Source organism: Streptomyces sp. NPDC033216, assembly GCF_055577115.1.
Genome location: NZ_JBVIQK010000019.1, coordinates 1 through 14,851, shown reverse-complemented (window position 1 = coordinate 14,851; position 14,851 = coordinate 1). Strand labels below are relative to the sequence as shown.

14 protein-coding genes and 1 pseudogene are annotated in these 14,851 nt (G+C 68.6%); 10 read left to right on the top strand and 5 right to left on the bottom strand.

The genetic code is table 11. The features are described 5' to 3' along the window. The first annotated feature begins 85 nt into the window (after window positions 1-85). The 3 genes from ACZ5Y0_RS27795 to ACZ5Y0_RS27785 all read left to right on the top strand — a co-directional run bounded on the left by ACZ5Y0_RS27795 (window position 86) and on the right by ACZ5Y0_RS27785 (window position 2,980). Complete coding sequence (locus ACZ5Y0_RS27795; RefSeq protein WP_469131431.1) at window positions 86-925, top strand: SDR family oxidoreductase; 840 nt, start codon at window positions 86-88, stop codon at window positions 923-925. Window positions 926-1,347: 422 nt separating this feature from the next. Then, complete coding sequence (locus ACZ5Y0_RS27790) at window positions 1,348-2,565, top strand: PP2C family protein-serine/threonine phosphatase (RefSeq protein WP_469131430.1); 1,218 nt, start codon at window positions 1,348-1,350, stop codon at window positions 2,563-2,565. A 28-nt stretch (window positions 2,566-2,593) separates the two neighbouring features. After that, window positions 2,594-2,980 (top strand): STAS domain-containing protein, encoded by a 387-nt coding sequence (locus ACZ5Y0_RS27785; RefSeq protein WP_469131429.1) that lies wholly within the window; start codon window positions 2,594-2,596, stop codon window positions 2,978-2,980. A gap of 353 nt (window positions 2,981-3,333) precedes the next feature. On the opposite strand, the gene ACZ5Y0_RS27780 is transcribed toward ACZ5Y0_RS27785, so the two are convergent. Further along, the gene (locus ACZ5Y0_RS27780; protein WP_469131428.1) at window positions 3,334-3,918 is read right to left on the bottom strand and encodes a DUF1360 domain-containing protein; all 585 of its coding nucleotides are present in this window, start codon (window positions 3,916-3,918) and stop codon (window positions 3,334-3,336) included. Further along, window positions 3,905-4,873 carry a Rieske (2Fe-2S) protein gene (locus ACZ5Y0_RS27775; RefSeq protein WP_469131427.1) on the bottom strand — a complete coding sequence of 323 codons (969 nt, stop codon included), beginning with the start codon at window positions 4,871-4,873 and terminating at the stop codon, window positions 3,905-3,907. The genes ACZ5Y0_RS27780 and ACZ5Y0_RS27775 overlap by 14 nt, the downstream gene beginning before the upstream one ends. 385 nt (window positions 4,874-5,258) lie before the next feature. Here ACZ5Y0_RS27775 and ACZ5Y0_RS27770 point away from each other — a divergent pair, with 385 nt between their 5' ends. The 4 genes and pseudogenes from ACZ5Y0_RS27770 to ACZ5Y0_RS27755 all read left to right on the top strand — a co-directional run bounded on the left by ACZ5Y0_RS27770 (window position 5,259) and on the right by ACZ5Y0_RS27755 (window position 7,669). Next, the gene (locus ACZ5Y0_RS27770) at window positions 5,259-5,516 is read left to right on the top strand and encodes a hypothetical protein (RefSeq protein WP_469131426.1); all 258 of its coding nucleotides are present in this window, start codon (window positions 5,259-5,261) and stop codon (window positions 5,514-5,516) included. Between the two features lie 123 nt (window positions 5,517-5,639). Beyond that, window positions 5,640-5,702: pseudogene (locus tag ACZ5Y0_RS27765) on the top strand (hypothetical protein); the annotation flags it as partial. A 415-nt stretch (window positions 5,703-6,117) separates the two neighbouring features. Next, window positions 6,118-6,507 carry a hypothetical protein gene (locus ACZ5Y0_RS27760; RefSeq protein WP_469131425.1) on the top strand — a complete coding sequence of 130 codons (390 nt, stop codon included), beginning with the start codon at window positions 6,118-6,120 and terminating at the stop codon, window positions 6,505-6,507. Between the two features lie 448 nt (window positions 6,508-6,955). Beyond that, entirely contained in the window at window positions 6,956-7,669 is a 714-nt protein-coding gene (locus tag ACZ5Y0_RS27755; RefSeq protein ID WP_469131424.1) for a GAF and ANTAR domain-containing protein, read from the top strand. Window positions 7,670-8,275: 606 nt separating this feature from the next. Here the strand turns inward: ACZ5Y0_RS27755 and ACZ5Y0_RS27750 are convergent. Continuing rightward, window positions 8,276-8,410, bottom strand: a complete 135-nt coding sequence (locus ACZ5Y0_RS27750; RefSeq protein ID WP_469131423.1) for a hypothetical protein — start codon at window positions 8,408-8,410, stop codon at window positions 8,276-8,278. Between the two features lie 291 nt (window positions 8,411-8,701). Between ACZ5Y0_RS27750 and ACZ5Y0_RS27745 the strand changes: the two genes are divergently transcribed. Together ACZ5Y0_RS27745 and ACZ5Y0_RS27740 are read left to right on the top strand one after the other, a co-directional pair. Next, the gene (locus ACZ5Y0_RS27745) at window positions 8,702-8,860 is read left to right on the top strand and encodes a hypothetical protein (RefSeq protein ID WP_469131422.1); all 159 of its coding nucleotides are present in this window, start codon (window positions 8,702-8,704) and stop codon (window positions 8,858-8,860) included. 1,152 nt (window positions 8,861-10,012) lie between these two features. Further along, window positions 10,013-10,615: a zinc-binding dehydrogenase gene (locus tag ACZ5Y0_RS27740; protein WP_469131421.1), complete on the top strand. Its 603-nt coding sequence runs from the start codon at window positions 10,013-10,015 to the stop codon at window positions 10,613-10,615. A gap of 513 nt (window positions 10,616-11,128) precedes the next feature. On the opposite strand, the gene ACZ5Y0_RS27735 is transcribed toward ACZ5Y0_RS27740, so the two are convergent. After that, window positions 11,129-11,719 (bottom strand): hemerythrin domain-containing protein, encoded by a 591-nt coding sequence (locus ACZ5Y0_RS27735; RefSeq protein ID WP_469131420.1) that lies wholly within the window; start codon window positions 11,717-11,719, stop codon window positions 11,129-11,131. Window positions 11,720-11,730: 11 nt separating this feature from the next. Beyond that, window positions 11,731-12,930: a hypothetical protein gene (locus tag ACZ5Y0_RS27730; RefSeq protein WP_469131419.1), complete on the bottom strand. Its 1,200-nt coding sequence runs from the start codon at window positions 12,928-12,930 to the stop codon at window positions 11,731-11,733. 970 nt (window positions 12,931-13,900) lie between these two features. On the opposite strand from ACZ5Y0_RS27730, the gene ACZ5Y0_RS27725 reads away from it, so the two are divergent. Continuing rightward, window positions 13,901-14,203 (top strand): hypothetical protein, encoded by a 303-nt coding sequence (locus tag ACZ5Y0_RS27725; RefSeq protein WP_469131418.1) that lies wholly within the window; start codon window positions 13,901-13,903, stop codon window positions 14,201-14,203. Window positions 14,204-14,851: the final 648 nt, after the last annotated feature.

Below are 14,851 nucleotides of genomic sequence, written 5' to 3'. Positions count from 1 at the left end.
CGGGAATCATAGCCGCTTGCGTGTGTGCACACGCAATGTGTAGTGTGTGTACACGCACTTAATTTTCAAGGAGCTGGAGCCCCTCATGTCATCCAAGGTTGTTCTGATCACCGGCACGTCCTCCGGCATCGGCCTCGCTGCTGCCGTCGCCGCCGCCGAAGCGGGTTGGCGCACGGTCGCCACCCTGCGCAACCCCGGCCGTGCCGACGCCCTGCGCAAGGCCGCTATGGAGGCCGGGGTCGAAATCGACATCCGGCAACTCGACGTCACCGACGAGACCTCCGTTGCCGCGGCGATTGAGGGTGTGACGGCCGACTACGGCCGGCTCGACGCCGTGATCAACAATGCGGGAGCTGGACACCTCGGCACGCTCGAGAACGAATCGGTCGCGGACGTCCGTCAGGTGATGGAGGTCAACTTCTTCGGTGTTCTCAACGTCTCCAAGGCCGCCTTCCCTCACCTGCGCGCCTCCGGCGGTCGGCTGATCACCGTCAGCAGTGTGGGCGGCGTTGTCGGCCAGCCTTTCAACGAGGCCTACTGTGCGGCGAAGTTCGCCGTCGAGGGCTACATGGAGAGCCTGGCACCGGTAGCTGCCTCCGTCGGTGTGACCGTGTCCGTGGTCGAACCCGGGGGTGTGGCCACCGAGTTTGTCAGCAACATCGGTCTCGACCTGGAGGCCGAGATCGCCGCCGCCGGCGTGTACGCCCCAGCCCTCCTGACGTACATCCACACCGCCGTCCCCCGCCTTTCCACCGGTGCGCAGACCGCGGCCGAGGCCGCCGAGTCCGTGGTGGAGGCGCTCACCGCCGACCGCCCGGCCTTCCGCATCCAGACGTCCCAGTGGGCCCGTGACTTCACCGGCACCAAGCTCGCCGACCGCGACGGCTCGGCCGTCCTCGCCCTGACCGGCGGCTGGATCGCCTGACCTCCTTTCACGCAGGGCCTGACCTCCCTTCGGCGGGCTGCGGAGTTCCTCGGACCAGTTCCGGAGGCCGGCGTGTCCGGGCAGCGGGAAGACGGCGATCTCCCCGAGTTCGGCCCGGACGGTGCGCCGGGCCGGCCCGAGCGGCCCCAGCGCTGCGAGGTGAGGACGGAACGGTCGCTGCTCGCGCGGGGACAGGATGGCACCGGCGGCCGAGTGAGGTAGCAAGGTCGGCAGTGCTGCGCTTGGCTGGTAACCGTGGTTTGCCCGCACGTTTTCAGGAGCTGTCCGGGGGGACGTCTGTGGTGCGCACGGACCGGTATCTGCTTCAACTGGCGAAAAAAAAGGGGGCCCACGCGTGGGACGTGTAGCTGTGTCGGAGTCTGGCGGCCTGGCGTGGTGCTGCCTGGTTGTAGGCGGCGGGAATGGCTGAGGATGCGGCGTCTTCGCTGGTGCGGCTGATGCAAGCCAGCCACACTGTCACGCTTGAGCAGCTTCCACGGTTGATTGCCGAGCACGCCGCTGTAGTCGGCATGTATGACACGGCTGTGTTCGTCGTGGACATCCGGGAGACGGTGCTGCGTCAGCTGACGGGTCAGGGGCTGGACGCTGGAGATGGCGGGCAGGAGTTCTCCATCCAGGGCAGCCTGCCAGGCCATGCGTATCAGCGCGTGACCCTCCTCGCCGAACCGGGCAAGAGCGGCGGTGCTGCCGGCCGGCGGCGGTGGTGGGTGGCCATCACCGACGGCGTGGAGCGCCTGGGCGTGCTGCGGGCCGACACCGACACGGACGACGAACCCCTTCGTCAGGCATTGCGCGACCTGGCATCGATGATCGCCCTCCTGCTGCTCAGCAAGCGCTCCTTCAGCGACTCCTACGCCCGTCTGGTGCGCACCGAGGCGATGAATGTGGCTGCGGAGATGCAGTGGAACCTCACTCCACCACCCGCCTACGCCGGACAGGAAGCCACCGTGGGCGCGGTGATGGAGCCCGCCTACCGTGTCGGTGGTGACAGCTTCGACTACGCCGTGGCCGGCAGCACCCTGCACCTGGGCGTCTTCGACGCCATGGGTCATGACACCACTGCCGGGATTACCGCGAACGTCGCGGTGGCCGCCTGCCGCAACGCCCGCCGCCAGGGCGCCTCGCTGACCGAGACCAGTCGGCACATGGAGACCACTCTGATCGAGCAGTTCGGCACCAGCCGTTACGTCACCGGCATCCTCGCCGACCTCGACATGGAAACCGGACGGCTAACCTGGGTCAACCGGGGCCACCACCTACCGATCCTGCTGCGCGACAACCGCTGGACCACCGAACTGGCCTGCCCCCCGGCCGGCCCCATGGGCGCCGACCTCGGACTGCCCGTGACCGAGGCCACCGAGCAGCTGCAGCCCGGGGACCGCCTGCTGCTCTACACCGACGGCGTCATCGAAGCCCGCGACGCCCAGGGCCAAGAGTTCGGACGGGACCGGTTCATCGACTTCTTCCTGCGCCACCACTCCGGCGAGCACACCCTGCACGAAACGCTGCGCCGGCTGATGGCAGCGGTGCTGGGCCATCACGACGGCAAGCTCGACGACGACGCCACCGTGCTGCTTACCGAGTGGCGCGGCGGCCACCAGCAGGAGCTGACCCCGTGATCCGGGGCCCGCACAGAAGGATGTGGTCATGAGCAGAAGACCCGCCTCCTCCGACCGGCAGGCCACCCTGGAGCTGCAGGTGCGCTCACTGAACGCCGACCGCCTTCTCGTGAGGGTTCTCGGCGATCTCGACCTGCACACCGCCTCGCGCCTCGCCGACGTCCTGCAGCCGCTTCTGGGCAGCAGCAGCCACAGCGTGCTCGTGGACCTGTCGGGCGTCACGTTCTTGGACTCCACCGGGCTGACCTGCCTGATAGCGGCCTACCGCACGGCCCGGCACACCGGCGCCGGCCTGGTGCTGATCGCACCCAGCGAACGCGTACGGCACATGCTGGCCCTGACCGGCACCGATCAGGTACTGCACAGCTATCCCACCGTGGACGCCGTCCCCGACGGACTGCCTGAGCACTTCTGACGAGGCTGAAGTGACGTCGGTGGGTGGTGCGACGCCAGCGTGGTCCTGGGAAAGGGGGCGCAGTCACCGGCAACTGGACTGGCGGAGTGGAACTCGTCGGTGGCATTGCTGCTGATGTTGTTGCGACCGTGCCGTTCGCCGTCGCCTGAATACACGACGAGTCGGCTGGGTTGGTCAGCGTGACGGTGAGTTTCGAGTAGGCGTGTGTATAGAGGAGCGTTCTAACGCGGAGACATGTGTCAGCGTCGGCTGCTGCTGGAACTGCGGCGAGGATGCGTTGCCAGGTGCCGTCCACGCCACCTTGTGCCGGTCGACGGTGCCCGGTGTCCGGGCAGCCCCGGTGGCGGACCCGATCAGTCGTCCCCGGTGGTCCGGCTCACCAGTGCGCCGTACGCCAGTTGCAGCGCGTCCGCGCCAGCCAGTGCCGCGAGCGCGCCCATGGCGGTCCGGGTTGCCCGCGGCCACAGCAACTGGCCGGCGGTCAGGGTGGACACCACCCAGACGCTCGTGCAGAAGGGGCAGGTCACCAGCTCGCCGACGGTGTCCCTGCCGGACTGCGCCTCCTCGTGCAGCTCGGCGGGGCCTTGAGGGCCGACGTACCGCGTGAAGGGCGCGCGCAGCGGACTGGTGACCGACGCCTTGCTCAGGAGTCTGCTGAGCCGGAAGGCAGCGACCGAGGTCAGGATTACGTCCCCGGGCTGGGGCCGGTCGGGCAGGGCGCACCCGCGCAGCCGTACCGCCGTGGCCCAGGCCGCCGTGTACGCCCCGAATCCCGTCATGGCCGTGAGATAGCCGCCCAGCGGCCGGTCGTGCCCTGCGGAGTACCGTTGCCCGGTGCGCCGGGCGAGCTCGCGCAGGCGTGGTGCGAGGCGGTTGTCAGCCGTCCTGTCAGCTGCGGAGTCCCCTGTGGTGTCAGCCCTGTTGTCAGGCGTATCCATGGGTCACACCCTCCTCCGCGGCGCCCGGTTCCCGCTCCGTCTCCCGGCTGTTGTCCGCGTGCTCCGCCCGGTCGTCCTGGCGCAGGCGTATCTCGACGTGGCCGTCCGTGATCCGAGTGTCGAAGGCGGGCTGGGGAGCGGTGGCGGGGCCGCGTACGTTCCAGCCGTCGGAGAGGCGGAAGACGCTTCCGTGCCAGGGGCACTGGACGCATCCGTCAGAAATCGTGCCCTCCGACAGCGGTCCGGCGAGGTGGCTGCACCGGTCGGCCAACGCGTGGAGGGTGCCGCCGGTCTCGCGCACGACCAAGACCGGTACGTCCTCCACACTGCGCCGCACGGGTCGGCCGGCCGGGAACTCCTCCACGGTCCCGATCCGGTGCCAGCTCTCTGTGACCACGTGCGGCACTTCTTCGGCGTGGTTGGCGCCGGATGCCTGACGGTAGGCGAGGTGGCCGCCCAGCATGCCTCCGACTCCGACCGCCGTCAGTCCCAGCAGGCCGTAGGCTCGGCCGGCCGCGTGGCGTCCCCTGAGGCGGCAGGTGAGTGAGGTCGCGTAGAGCGCGACGGCTGTCACGTTGCTCAGAGCGTGCACCAGGCCCACGCGTTGTTGCTGGCGGTGCAGTGCCGCCCAGTCCACCCAGCCTGCCAGGGCCGCGGGGGCGGCGGCGGTCAGACCGACGCCGATGAACACGTCCGCTTCACGGGAGCGGCCGGGCCGTAGATCGAGCAGGGCCGCGGACAGCCAGCTGCCGATCGGCACCTGCACCATCAGCGGATGGACGGGGTGGCCCAGCCACCTTCCGTGCAGCGCGTCACGGCCGCGACCGAGCGGCAGGGCACGCACACCCCGGCCGATCGCGTCGATCACCGCATCGGCCCGGGGGTCTCGTTCTATGCGGTCCAGCAGCGCCAGGACCCGGTTCTGCCGCATCCGACGGCGGGGCGTCGTGGTCATGAGCAGCCGGGTCCCCACCTGTGCATACCGCAAACGGCCGACCAGGCCGGATGAACCCCTGCAATAGCCCTACGTCAAGGGCAGGCGGGCGAGGACGCGCCGCGGCAGGGCGGCATGGACTGCCTGTCCCTGAGGGACGGCCACCGGGCTCGCACAGTGGGTCCGGTGGATGCTGATGAAGGCCGTACGGCTGAAGCGCACGCACCCGGCCTCAGCCAGGTGCGGTGGCAGACCGCGAGGAGAAGCGACGTTACTTCCTGTCTGTCGACCAGAAGGCCGTCGTCTGGAAGCCGGTCATCAGACGCGACCGGGATCCGATGACGGGTACCTGGGAGGGACGGCTGGGCTGCTCGTCCTCGGCCTGAGTGGAACGAAGGAGGAAACCGTGCCGCCACCTGATGAGGAACTGCTGGATTTCGATACCGGCGAGCTGGAGGACTGGGACGAGGAGCGCGCACGAGCGGCCCTCGACGGCGAACACGGCACGCTCTACCGCAACCACCTCGACATCGCCCTGCACCTCGACCAGTGGGGGGAGGCCGAAAGCCGGCGCACCGACACGGACGCGCGGTACAAGGCGGGCTACACCCAGGCCCTGCGAGACACGGCCGCGTTCCTGCGGCAGACCTACTACCTTCCCTGAGCCGGGTGAGGCGTTTCACCCGGACGCCCGTGTCCTGGCCCTCTTCATGGCCCGGCAGGTGCCGTTCCGCCCGCCGAGCCGGGCCCCGTGGCGCGCTGGCGGGCGTACACCCGCAGGCTCGGCATGCTGTGGGAGACGCCCGTCGAGCACGAGCCGTGGCCGCTGGCCACCGCCGGCGTCGATGTGCTGGAGGAGACGCTGACCGCCGCGGCGGGTTTGCGGGAAGCCCCCTCAGTGAGCCCTTGGTGCACTTCTCGGAAGGAGTCAGGTATGTACGGCTCGGGCTTTCCAGGCCGTGTCTGCCGGAGCGCGTCTCCCAGCCCTCCTAACTCCCCTCAATGGCATTCCGGCGTGTCACGCGAGGCTGGCGCGTGCGCCCGGGACCTGTTGCCCATCCGTGCCGTCTTGGCCGCTACGGAGGCGCGGACCTCGGGCGATGACACCCGTCGAGCTGCCCGTGCCCTTCGGGTTCGTTCGGCGCCGAAGGAATCCCTTCGTCACCCAGGTCACGACGACGGTCGAACTCGGCTCGGGGTGAGGGCGCTTGGGCAGGGGTACCCGACCGGAACCTACGGAGGGATGTCCCTTGAGGAGAACCGCAGTGCGGGAGCCCGCCCACACGCTCGCGGTCGCGCACGGTGCCTTCAACGTCGTGGGCGGACTGTGGCCCCTGCTGCACCTGCGCAGCTTCGAGTGGGTCTTCGGCCCGAAGACCGACGTGTGGCTGCAGATGACGACGGGCGGACTGCTCGCCTCCGCTGGCGTCGCCCAGCTCGCTGCGGTCGGGGACGCGCATGGCCCGGCCCACGCCCGCCGCATCGGGCTGGGCACCGCCCTGACCCTGCTGGCCGTCGACCTGGTCTACGTGCCCAAGGGGCGGATCCGGCCGACGTACCTCCTCGATGCCGCAATGCAGACCGGATGGATCGTCGCCTGGCTGCGTTCGTCCCTCCCGCGGAGTACGGGGGACGCCAGGAGCGGCCGACGGTGAACGAGCGGCTCGTGTTCTCACCGCCCGGACGGCAACAACGTCCATCGAAGCGCTGTGCACCGCGGTCCCGCCGCTGATCGTCTCGGCGTTGTTTTCCTTCCCCGCTCGTGACGAGGCGAAGCTGCTCGACCTGGCGAAGGAGTCGGGCACACATCATCAGCGTGGTCGGCTTTCAGATGAAACCTGAAGCCTGACGGAGCCACTCGCCGAGAGGGGAGCGCCCATCGCGCCGGCCGCTTGCTGCCCCGGCCGGGTCTCCCCGAGTCGACCGGGTCTTTCTCAGGTGCAGCTCGTGGCTTGCCCGCGGCGACACAGGGCACCTGACATACGCGGATCGGCGTCCTCGAGGGGACAGGGCCCGCGAGTCGGCGGTGGCCGTCCGCTCGGACGACACAGGGAGACACGTGACAGTGGGCATCGGGGTACATGCGTCAGCGCGGAGGGCCGGATGACGGCCGAGGCTATGAAGGCGGTGCGGCTGGTCGCGGAAGCCGTGGCGGGCACCCCCGGGGAGGAGGTTCCCCGCCGGGTGTGCGCGGCGGTGTGCCAGGGGCTTGGCGTGGACGGTGCCACCTTGTCGTTGCTCACCGACACCCCCTCCCGCCAGCTGCTCGCCGCGTCGGACGATGCCGCCCTGCTGCTGGAGGAAATCCAGTTCACGGTGCTTGAGGGACCCTGCATCAGTGCCGCGCAGACCGGTGAGCCCGTGGCCGTGGACGACCTGCGGCAGGAACTGACGCCCTGGCCGCTCTTCGGGGCGATGGTGTGCGAGAAGCTGCCGGAGGTGGGCTCGGTGTACGCGCTCCCCTTGTTCTTCGGCGACTACGTCCTCGGGTCGGTCGACCTGCTGGCGACGCGGCCCCACGCTCTCGGTGAGGACGCCCTGGAGCAGGCGTCCCACGTGGCCGACGCGGTGACCGCGGCGCTCATGCCCACCCGCGCGATGCTCCTCACGGGGAACGACGCCCCGGCGTGGGAGCCGGAGCAGGTGGTCCGCGCCCACTGGTTCGACACCTCGCGTGCCGTCGGAGCCCTGGCGGCCCGACGGCGGATCAGCCCTGAGGACGCCCTCGCCCTCATGCGCGCCGAAGCCCTCCGCACCGGCAGGTCACTGCCGGACATCACCACGGACATCCTGCATGACTCGCCCGGCACGCCGTAGGCGCGCGGGTCCAGAGCGACTGCTCAGGCGCCCGCCTCAGCAGACCGGCGCCGCCGCCTGCAAAAGGTGATCATGCCGGTCCGTCCTGGTCACCGCACTAGGATTCGCGCTTCCCGCTGATCGCCTCGATGAGCTCTTCCTGGCGCATGTCGTGAACACCGCTGAGACCCTTGTCGCGGACCATGTCGCGCTGCTCGTCCATGTGCATCTCGCGGAGCTGCTCCTCGGAGACCTCCTGGGATGCCTCGGACGTTCCAGACGTCTCTGGCCCTATGGAGGCTCCGGCAGGCGTCGTCGCGCTCGGCGGTGACGTGGGGTACCCCTCGCCGGCATTGCTCGAGCCCATCTGCTCGGCCAGCCGACCCAGCAGCTGTTCCGTCTCGCGGCACTCCTTCGCGGACAGCTCGAAGTATGCAGCGCCCTTGAACTCCTCGACAGCGTCCGCGCTCGCGCGCAGGACGGACGGGTCGCCTCGATGATCGCCATCGTCGTCGGCGGGGCGTATCGCGTCTGGCGCGTAGGATCCGGGCCGCGACCGTACACAGGCCGGCGCAGTCGTTGTCCAGGCGCACGCACTTGATGGACATCGCGCTTCTTTTCCGGGTCCTACTCGGCGGCGGCCGCGTCGGCGCAGGACAGACAGACGGCGGCGCACTCGTACAGCTTGTCGGCCGCCTCGCCCAGCATCTTGGGCGGCATCCCGGTCTCGGCGGGGTAGGCGTCGAGCAGCTTCTCGACCAAGGAGATGGCGGCGGGACAGGGTGAGCCCGACCCGTCCGCTGAGGAGCGCGTCCTACACCGCGACGCACAACTCAGCACCAGGCGGCGTCAAGGTCCGGCAACTGCCGGACGTTCTCTCCGGAGGCCGGGCGTCCGAAACTTCCTACCACCTTGCGCAGAATGCCTCACTTCGCGCACGTCGTGTTCGTTCGCGCTGTCCGTGGCCCATGAAGTGCGAACAGGATGATTGGGACGTTCTGTCACGGTGACTCGACGAAGGAGTAAGGAGCGGCTGAACGGAAGGGACAGATCATGCACACTCCCGATGCGGCTGACGGCCATCAGAGCCCGCTGGAAGAGGTCACCGGGGAAAAGGACACTCATCCTGAGGAGGACGACGCCCGTCAGGAGACCCGGCCCTCCACGGCGGCTGACGAGACGACCGAGACGGCCGAGGACGACGAGAGCTGAATTGCCACACCATCACGGCAATGATTGACGCCGCTCCCGCGCCGCTGCGTCGAGCGCTCCCGGCAGGGAATGGGGCGACGAATCAGGGCGCGGGCTGCGGACGTGCTGGGAACCGTGGCCCCGTCAGCCAGGCCCACGCGCGGACCTGCCTCATGGCCGACTCGTCGTGGTCCCGGCGCAGCCCACGCGGTGCACTTCAGTCGGCCCGACGCCACGGCCCGACAGATTCTGCAGTTCCTGCCTTGAGGAATCCGGTATGGACCCGTACCGCCGCCCGCATCGCTCTGCCCGACGATCTGGGCGGTGCTCTCACTGGCCGACGCCAGTAACCCGCCCGTGGTTCAGCGGTTCAGGAGCATGACAAGGATTGCGGTCACCACCGCGCTGATGAGCAGGGAGCCGAGGCAGCCGACACGGTTGCTGAAGAAAAACATGACCTCCGGTTACCCCTCTTCTCGCAATACGATCGCATTCCTTCGAGCGCGATCCACGACAAGGGATCGGCCCAGGCGTTGCGCCCAAAGCCGCAACGCCCGGCGCTCACCCGCCGTTATCGCGCCTGACGGCACCAGGATCTCCCCGACCGGGCGGTGCCGAACGCCAAGACCGTGGCAGCCGCTCCAGCCCTCATGGCTGATCGGCCTGGGTCGTATGAGTTGGTGCAGGTCACGGGGGTGACGAAGGATGCGTCGGACACGGATGCGGGTGGCCGCGATAAGCGAGGCGAGCCCCTCCAGGTGCTGTGGACGACGCCGAGCGACAAACCACGCCCGGCCCGCCGAGGCGAGAGGGAGGCGGTCCGCAGACGGACGACGTTTGTCTCTTGGCGTTCGACGCCAAACTGGCTTGATGTCCGTCTCACCGGCGGCTACATCCCCTTCATGCGGTCCGGGGACGTCATCGCTCACGAGTTCCTCGGCGAGGTCGTCGGTCGCTGTGCGACAACACCAACACCAACCCCGGCATCGGACAGGCCCTCTTCGGCGCCGACACCGGCGGCATCTTCGGCTACTCGCACGCCAAAGGCGGACTGCACGGCAGCCACGCCGAGTACGTACGCGTCCCTTCGCCGACTACGGGGCCTTCCCCGTCCCGGAGGGCATCGACGACACCAGCGCCCTGTTCGTCTCCGACTCGGTCCCCACGGGATGGATGGGCGCGGACCTAGCGGCCGTGAAACCGGGTGACGTGGTGGCCGTATGGGGCTGCGGGGCCGTGGGGCAGATGGCGGCGCGTACTGCCATCCTGCTGGGCGCAGAACGCGTGACCTCCATCGACCGGATTCCCGAGCGCCTGCAGATGACCGAGCGGCACATCGGCAGCGAGGTCTTCGACTACACGAGCACCGACATCAGGGCGGAGTTGCGCGAACGCACCGGCGGCCAGGGCCCCGACGTGTGCATCGAGGCGGTCGGCATGGAAGCTCACAGCGACAGCCCCGTCCACCTCAATGACCAGGCCAAACAGGAGCTCCGGCTCCAGACCGACCGCCCCACGGCCGCCCCACCGCCGCCCCACCGCCGTCCGGCCGGCGCCGTCGACAAGTTCCCCCTGGGCACGGTGATCAACAAGGGCCTGACCGTACGAGGCGCCCAGCAGCACGGTCAGCGCTACATCCCGATGCTGCTGGACCGGCTGGCGGCCGGAGAGCTGAGCACGGCCCACCTGGCGACCCATACCCTGCCCCTGGACGAGGCGCCGCGGGCATACAAGAACGACGGCTGCGTGCGCGCGGTGATCCGGCCGGGAGGCTGACCGTGTCCACCGCAGGCGGCCACGGTCCCGTCTGCGCAGGTGGGGATCCGGTCCACTATGAGCACGACGCCATGCCGCCTTCGGTTGCAGTTACCGGGGGCTGTGACTGCTGGACCACCTGGAGCGTGAGCCCAGGGGCTGGCGCGCTGATCGACGAAATCCGCAAGGGGGCGAGGGCGCTGGGGCATCCGGCACGTCTGCAGGCGCCGATCGGCAGTCGTGGTCTGCGTCGGTCTGGCCTCCGCCGCCTCCGACGACGAGCTCGGCGAGGACCTGCTGGCGCGGTACCGCGCCAGCAGGTCCTCGCCGAGCAATATTTCGCCCGGATGCCGCATGCTTCGATCCCTCGGTGGTGGCCCAGAGACTCACTTCTGACGCCGGCCCGTTGCAGCCCTGCCTCGTGACGCGGCTGCTGTGGCGTTCGGCGCATGACCGGCTGCGAACCCCTGGAGACTGGTCACGTACCCCCCTTGGCGATCTTGAGGTCGGCCGACTTGACGCCTCCCTCGTAGGTCAGCTCTTTCCCATGGCCTTGCGGACGGCGTCCTTCGTGCGGTCCACGAGTGCGGCCACCGGACCGAGGGCCACGTTGGCGGTGGCCGACTCGACCCCGGGGTGCGGCCTGGTGGGAGCCATCGCCTCGGCGACTTTGACGGCCTTGGCCATGGCGGAGAGATTGGTCACGTCGGTGCTGCGGCGGATGTGGGCGAACTCGTAGCGTTCCTCCGCCCGCGCGTGCTCCTGCACCTCGGTGCGCAGCTGCAGCAGCCGGGGCATGAACTTGGGGTCGTCGGTGTCCATGTCGTCCAGGGCCGCCAGCGTTTCCTTCGCCGACTTCTCCTCCGCCAGGCGATCCCTGACGACTTGTTCGCCACCTTCCACCGCCCTGCGGACGAAGGGGTGGACGACCTCTTCTTCGGCGGTCTCGTGCACGGCCAGCAGGCGTACGAGGTGACGGAAGGCGTCCCGGCGTTCTTCACCCTGGCTCTGCTCGACCTCGTCGAAGAGGTTGCGGATGTCACCGTGCTGACGCATCAGCAGAGCCACTACGTCGATGTCGGGTGCCCGGTCGTCGCCGGCCTGAGGTGTTTGCAGTTCGGACATGTGCGGCGGCCTCACTTCTCGCGCTGGGCGGGGTCGGGGTGCTCGCCCTCGGTCTGAACGCGGTACTCGCGGCCGAACATCTCCTTGTGCTCGGTCATGACCCGGTCGCTGGGCGGGACCTCGCCCCCGTGGATCTGCTCCTGCATCTGCTCGAACCGCTCGTGCGCCTCGCGGACGTAGCCCGCGCCGAGGGTCGTCAGGTCCATCTGGGTATCCAGCAGTTCGCGCAGGTACTGCTTGTTCGGCTCGAAAGTGAGCACGTTGGGCAGCTCCGGCGCCAGGACCTCCTGCGGTTCGCGTCCGTCGTGGCGGCGCATCAGGTCGCATGCAGTGTGCAGGTGCTCGAGCTCCATGTTCAGGTGGAGCTCCCAGATCGCCTTCACCTTCGGGTCGCTCTCCTGCTCCATGAAGGAGTAGTAGAGGTAGCACTCGTTGTACTCGTGGTTGACGAGCTGCTCCCACCACGTCTCGCCCGGGTCCACGAGGGACTCGTAGTGGGTGACGTGCTCCTCCTCGATGAGGCCGATCTCCTGGTAGAGCTGGCGGGCGATCGGCTCCATATAGGTGGGGCCGGTGTTCATGTAGAAGTTCATGGTCTGCTGCTCCGCCGACAAGATCGTCAGCGCGTGCAGCTTCGACAGGGGGTTCGTGGCATCCTTGTCGTAGGGGTCGCGGACGTTGTCGACCGGATCGCGGTGGTGGTACCGGGTGGGCCTGCCCGGCATGACCTCGGTGAGGTTGTCGACGATCGACTCCGCCTTGCGGTGCTCGATCATCTCGTAGAGGTTGGCATACCGGTACAGGTGATCGAAGTCCTCAAGGACACCGAACTGGTACGCCTGCTTCAGATAGGGATCTGGCTCCATGCGCGCGACCCACGCCGTGAGGTCCACGGCCACCTGCTCGTAGGCGATCGTCGTCTCCAGCACCGACGACACCCCGGGCAGCAGCCAGTTGACCGCCTTCTGCTGCTGCGCCTCGATGTACCGCGTCTGGGCCAGCTGGCGCTTCACCTCGGGATCGACGGTGTTCCGGGCCAGCTGGTGGCTGAACATGATCGCCTCGACCTCGATGCCGTTCATCGTGATGATCCGGCACCGCGTATAGGGGTCGCAGTGATCGGGGTCGATCGGCTGCACGTTCAGCTCCCGCCAGCTGCGCAGTTGCCGATCCAGCGGGATGCCCCGCTGCTCGAGTGGATTGAAGGTCATGGGGGGTGCCTCCTGGGGCAGGGGGACTCGTGCGCCGACGGGTACCCCGCCGCAGACGACGAGCACAGGTCCACCTGTGAGTCTCGCCGTCATGGCTGGCTTTCAGCCACCGCTCACGCCCAGGGGGCGTGCGATTCCCCCTACCGCATCAACCGAGGTGACAGTGTCGGCGCACTATGGCATGACCGGATTCATGCGCACCGGAGCGATCGTCCGCGCCGACTGGTTGCTGGATGCGAGGCCGCCCCGCCGCTTGCCGACTGCTGTATGGCCTGATTCAGGGCCACCTGGAACACGGTGGGGAGACGGCAGCCCACACATGCCCTGGGACAACCTGACAGGAGTCTCGCGCGACACCCCATCACCGCCGGGCCACCTAACGGCCGTCGGCGCAATCCGATGGGTCGCGAGCAGGATGCCTATGGCATGGTCCACTGTCGCGTGGGAGCCGACAGCATGCTGCAACTCTGCGTTCTCGCTCCAGGTCGGCGATAGCGGCGTCGTCACGCCTTGCACCAGGCGGGGGCCGCTGCGCGTTGGAGGTCGTCATGGCTGGTCTCCATAGGGGCGAGGTCTCCGGTACGCCTGCCCACAATCGCATCAGCAAGACGCGCTCGATGTGGCCTGAAGACGACCGCTACCAGGCCATCGTTGCTGCGGGGTCGGGGCTCGGTCCGGCCGGTCGGCTGCGATGGCTGCACCAGTCCAGTATGAGCACCGTGGCGTCGTCCTTGAGGTGCATGAGGAAGGGTCCGAGCAAGCTGCTCCGCGAGGCTCTCCGATCCGCGCGTCATGCACCCGCGGCGCGAAGGCCTGAAGAGGCGGCTCGTTCGGGGGATGCTCGGCCGGGAAGCTTATGTGTTGTTTAACTTGCCGGATGTGGGCACTCGGTAGATGCGGCGTTGATCTTGACGCCTTCCTTACTCCGGGAGCGCCTCAAGGTGATTCCCATGATGAAAGGTGCCTTCTCATGAGTGCTGTGAACCCGGTCGGCGGTGCAGGCCACGTGGGCGCTGATACGGCCGCTCACCGGCCGCGCCGGCTGTCGACTGAGACGAAGGCCGCCTTCAAGACCACGGAGTTCTTCGCGTACATCGCCGCGGTCGTCGCGGTGCTGATCGCCTCCATGGTCGTGGGAGATGACGACGGTCACGCCGACTACTTCCGGGCCGACAAGGCATGGCTGTACATCGTGATCCTCACTGTCGGTTACATGATCAGCCGGGGCCTTGCCAAGTCCGGCAGCCGCGACCCCTACGACGAATCCCGCTGAGCGTCCCTCTCCCGCGTAATCCGCAAGGGCAAAACGATCAGTTGCTCACCGGGGCAGGCATGAGGGCCCGGCCAGATCCCTGGCCGGGCCCTCATGCACCACATAGGCTCGCGACCGGCCGGCCGGGTACGGCCCCCAGCTTGGCAGCGCAGCGGGCAGCACGCCGGTGGCGGCACCCAGGCCTCCGACAGGTCGCGGCGCCCTGCGCGGTAGGCACGCCCACAGGTTCGGACGACAGCAACCAGCAGCAACACCACAACCGTCTCGTGTCCGTGGAGGGCCGGGGCGGTTCTACATCGTGCGCCGGCCCCAGCCCTCCCCGACGACCCGGTCGGTTCCGAGGTCTACGCGCTGCGCCGCGCCACCTGCGTCGCCCTTCAGCGCTGGTTCCTTGTGCGATGAGCGAGGTCACCCGCAGTCGCGCCGGGCGGCTGCCCGCTGTGCATGGCGGGGATGGAGGCCTGACAGGCCAGGCGGCCGTCCCGGCCACTGATCCTGGCCGGGGCGGGGCGTTATGTCTCTCGGTGGTGCCGGTCGGCGTGGTTGTTGATGCTCTCCCTGGCGCCCCGGTAGCCGCAGCCGAACGGGCAGTCCCTCCAGACCTCTTCGTCCACGGCGGCCTTCGTCACGGACTTCTCCGGTTGCGGC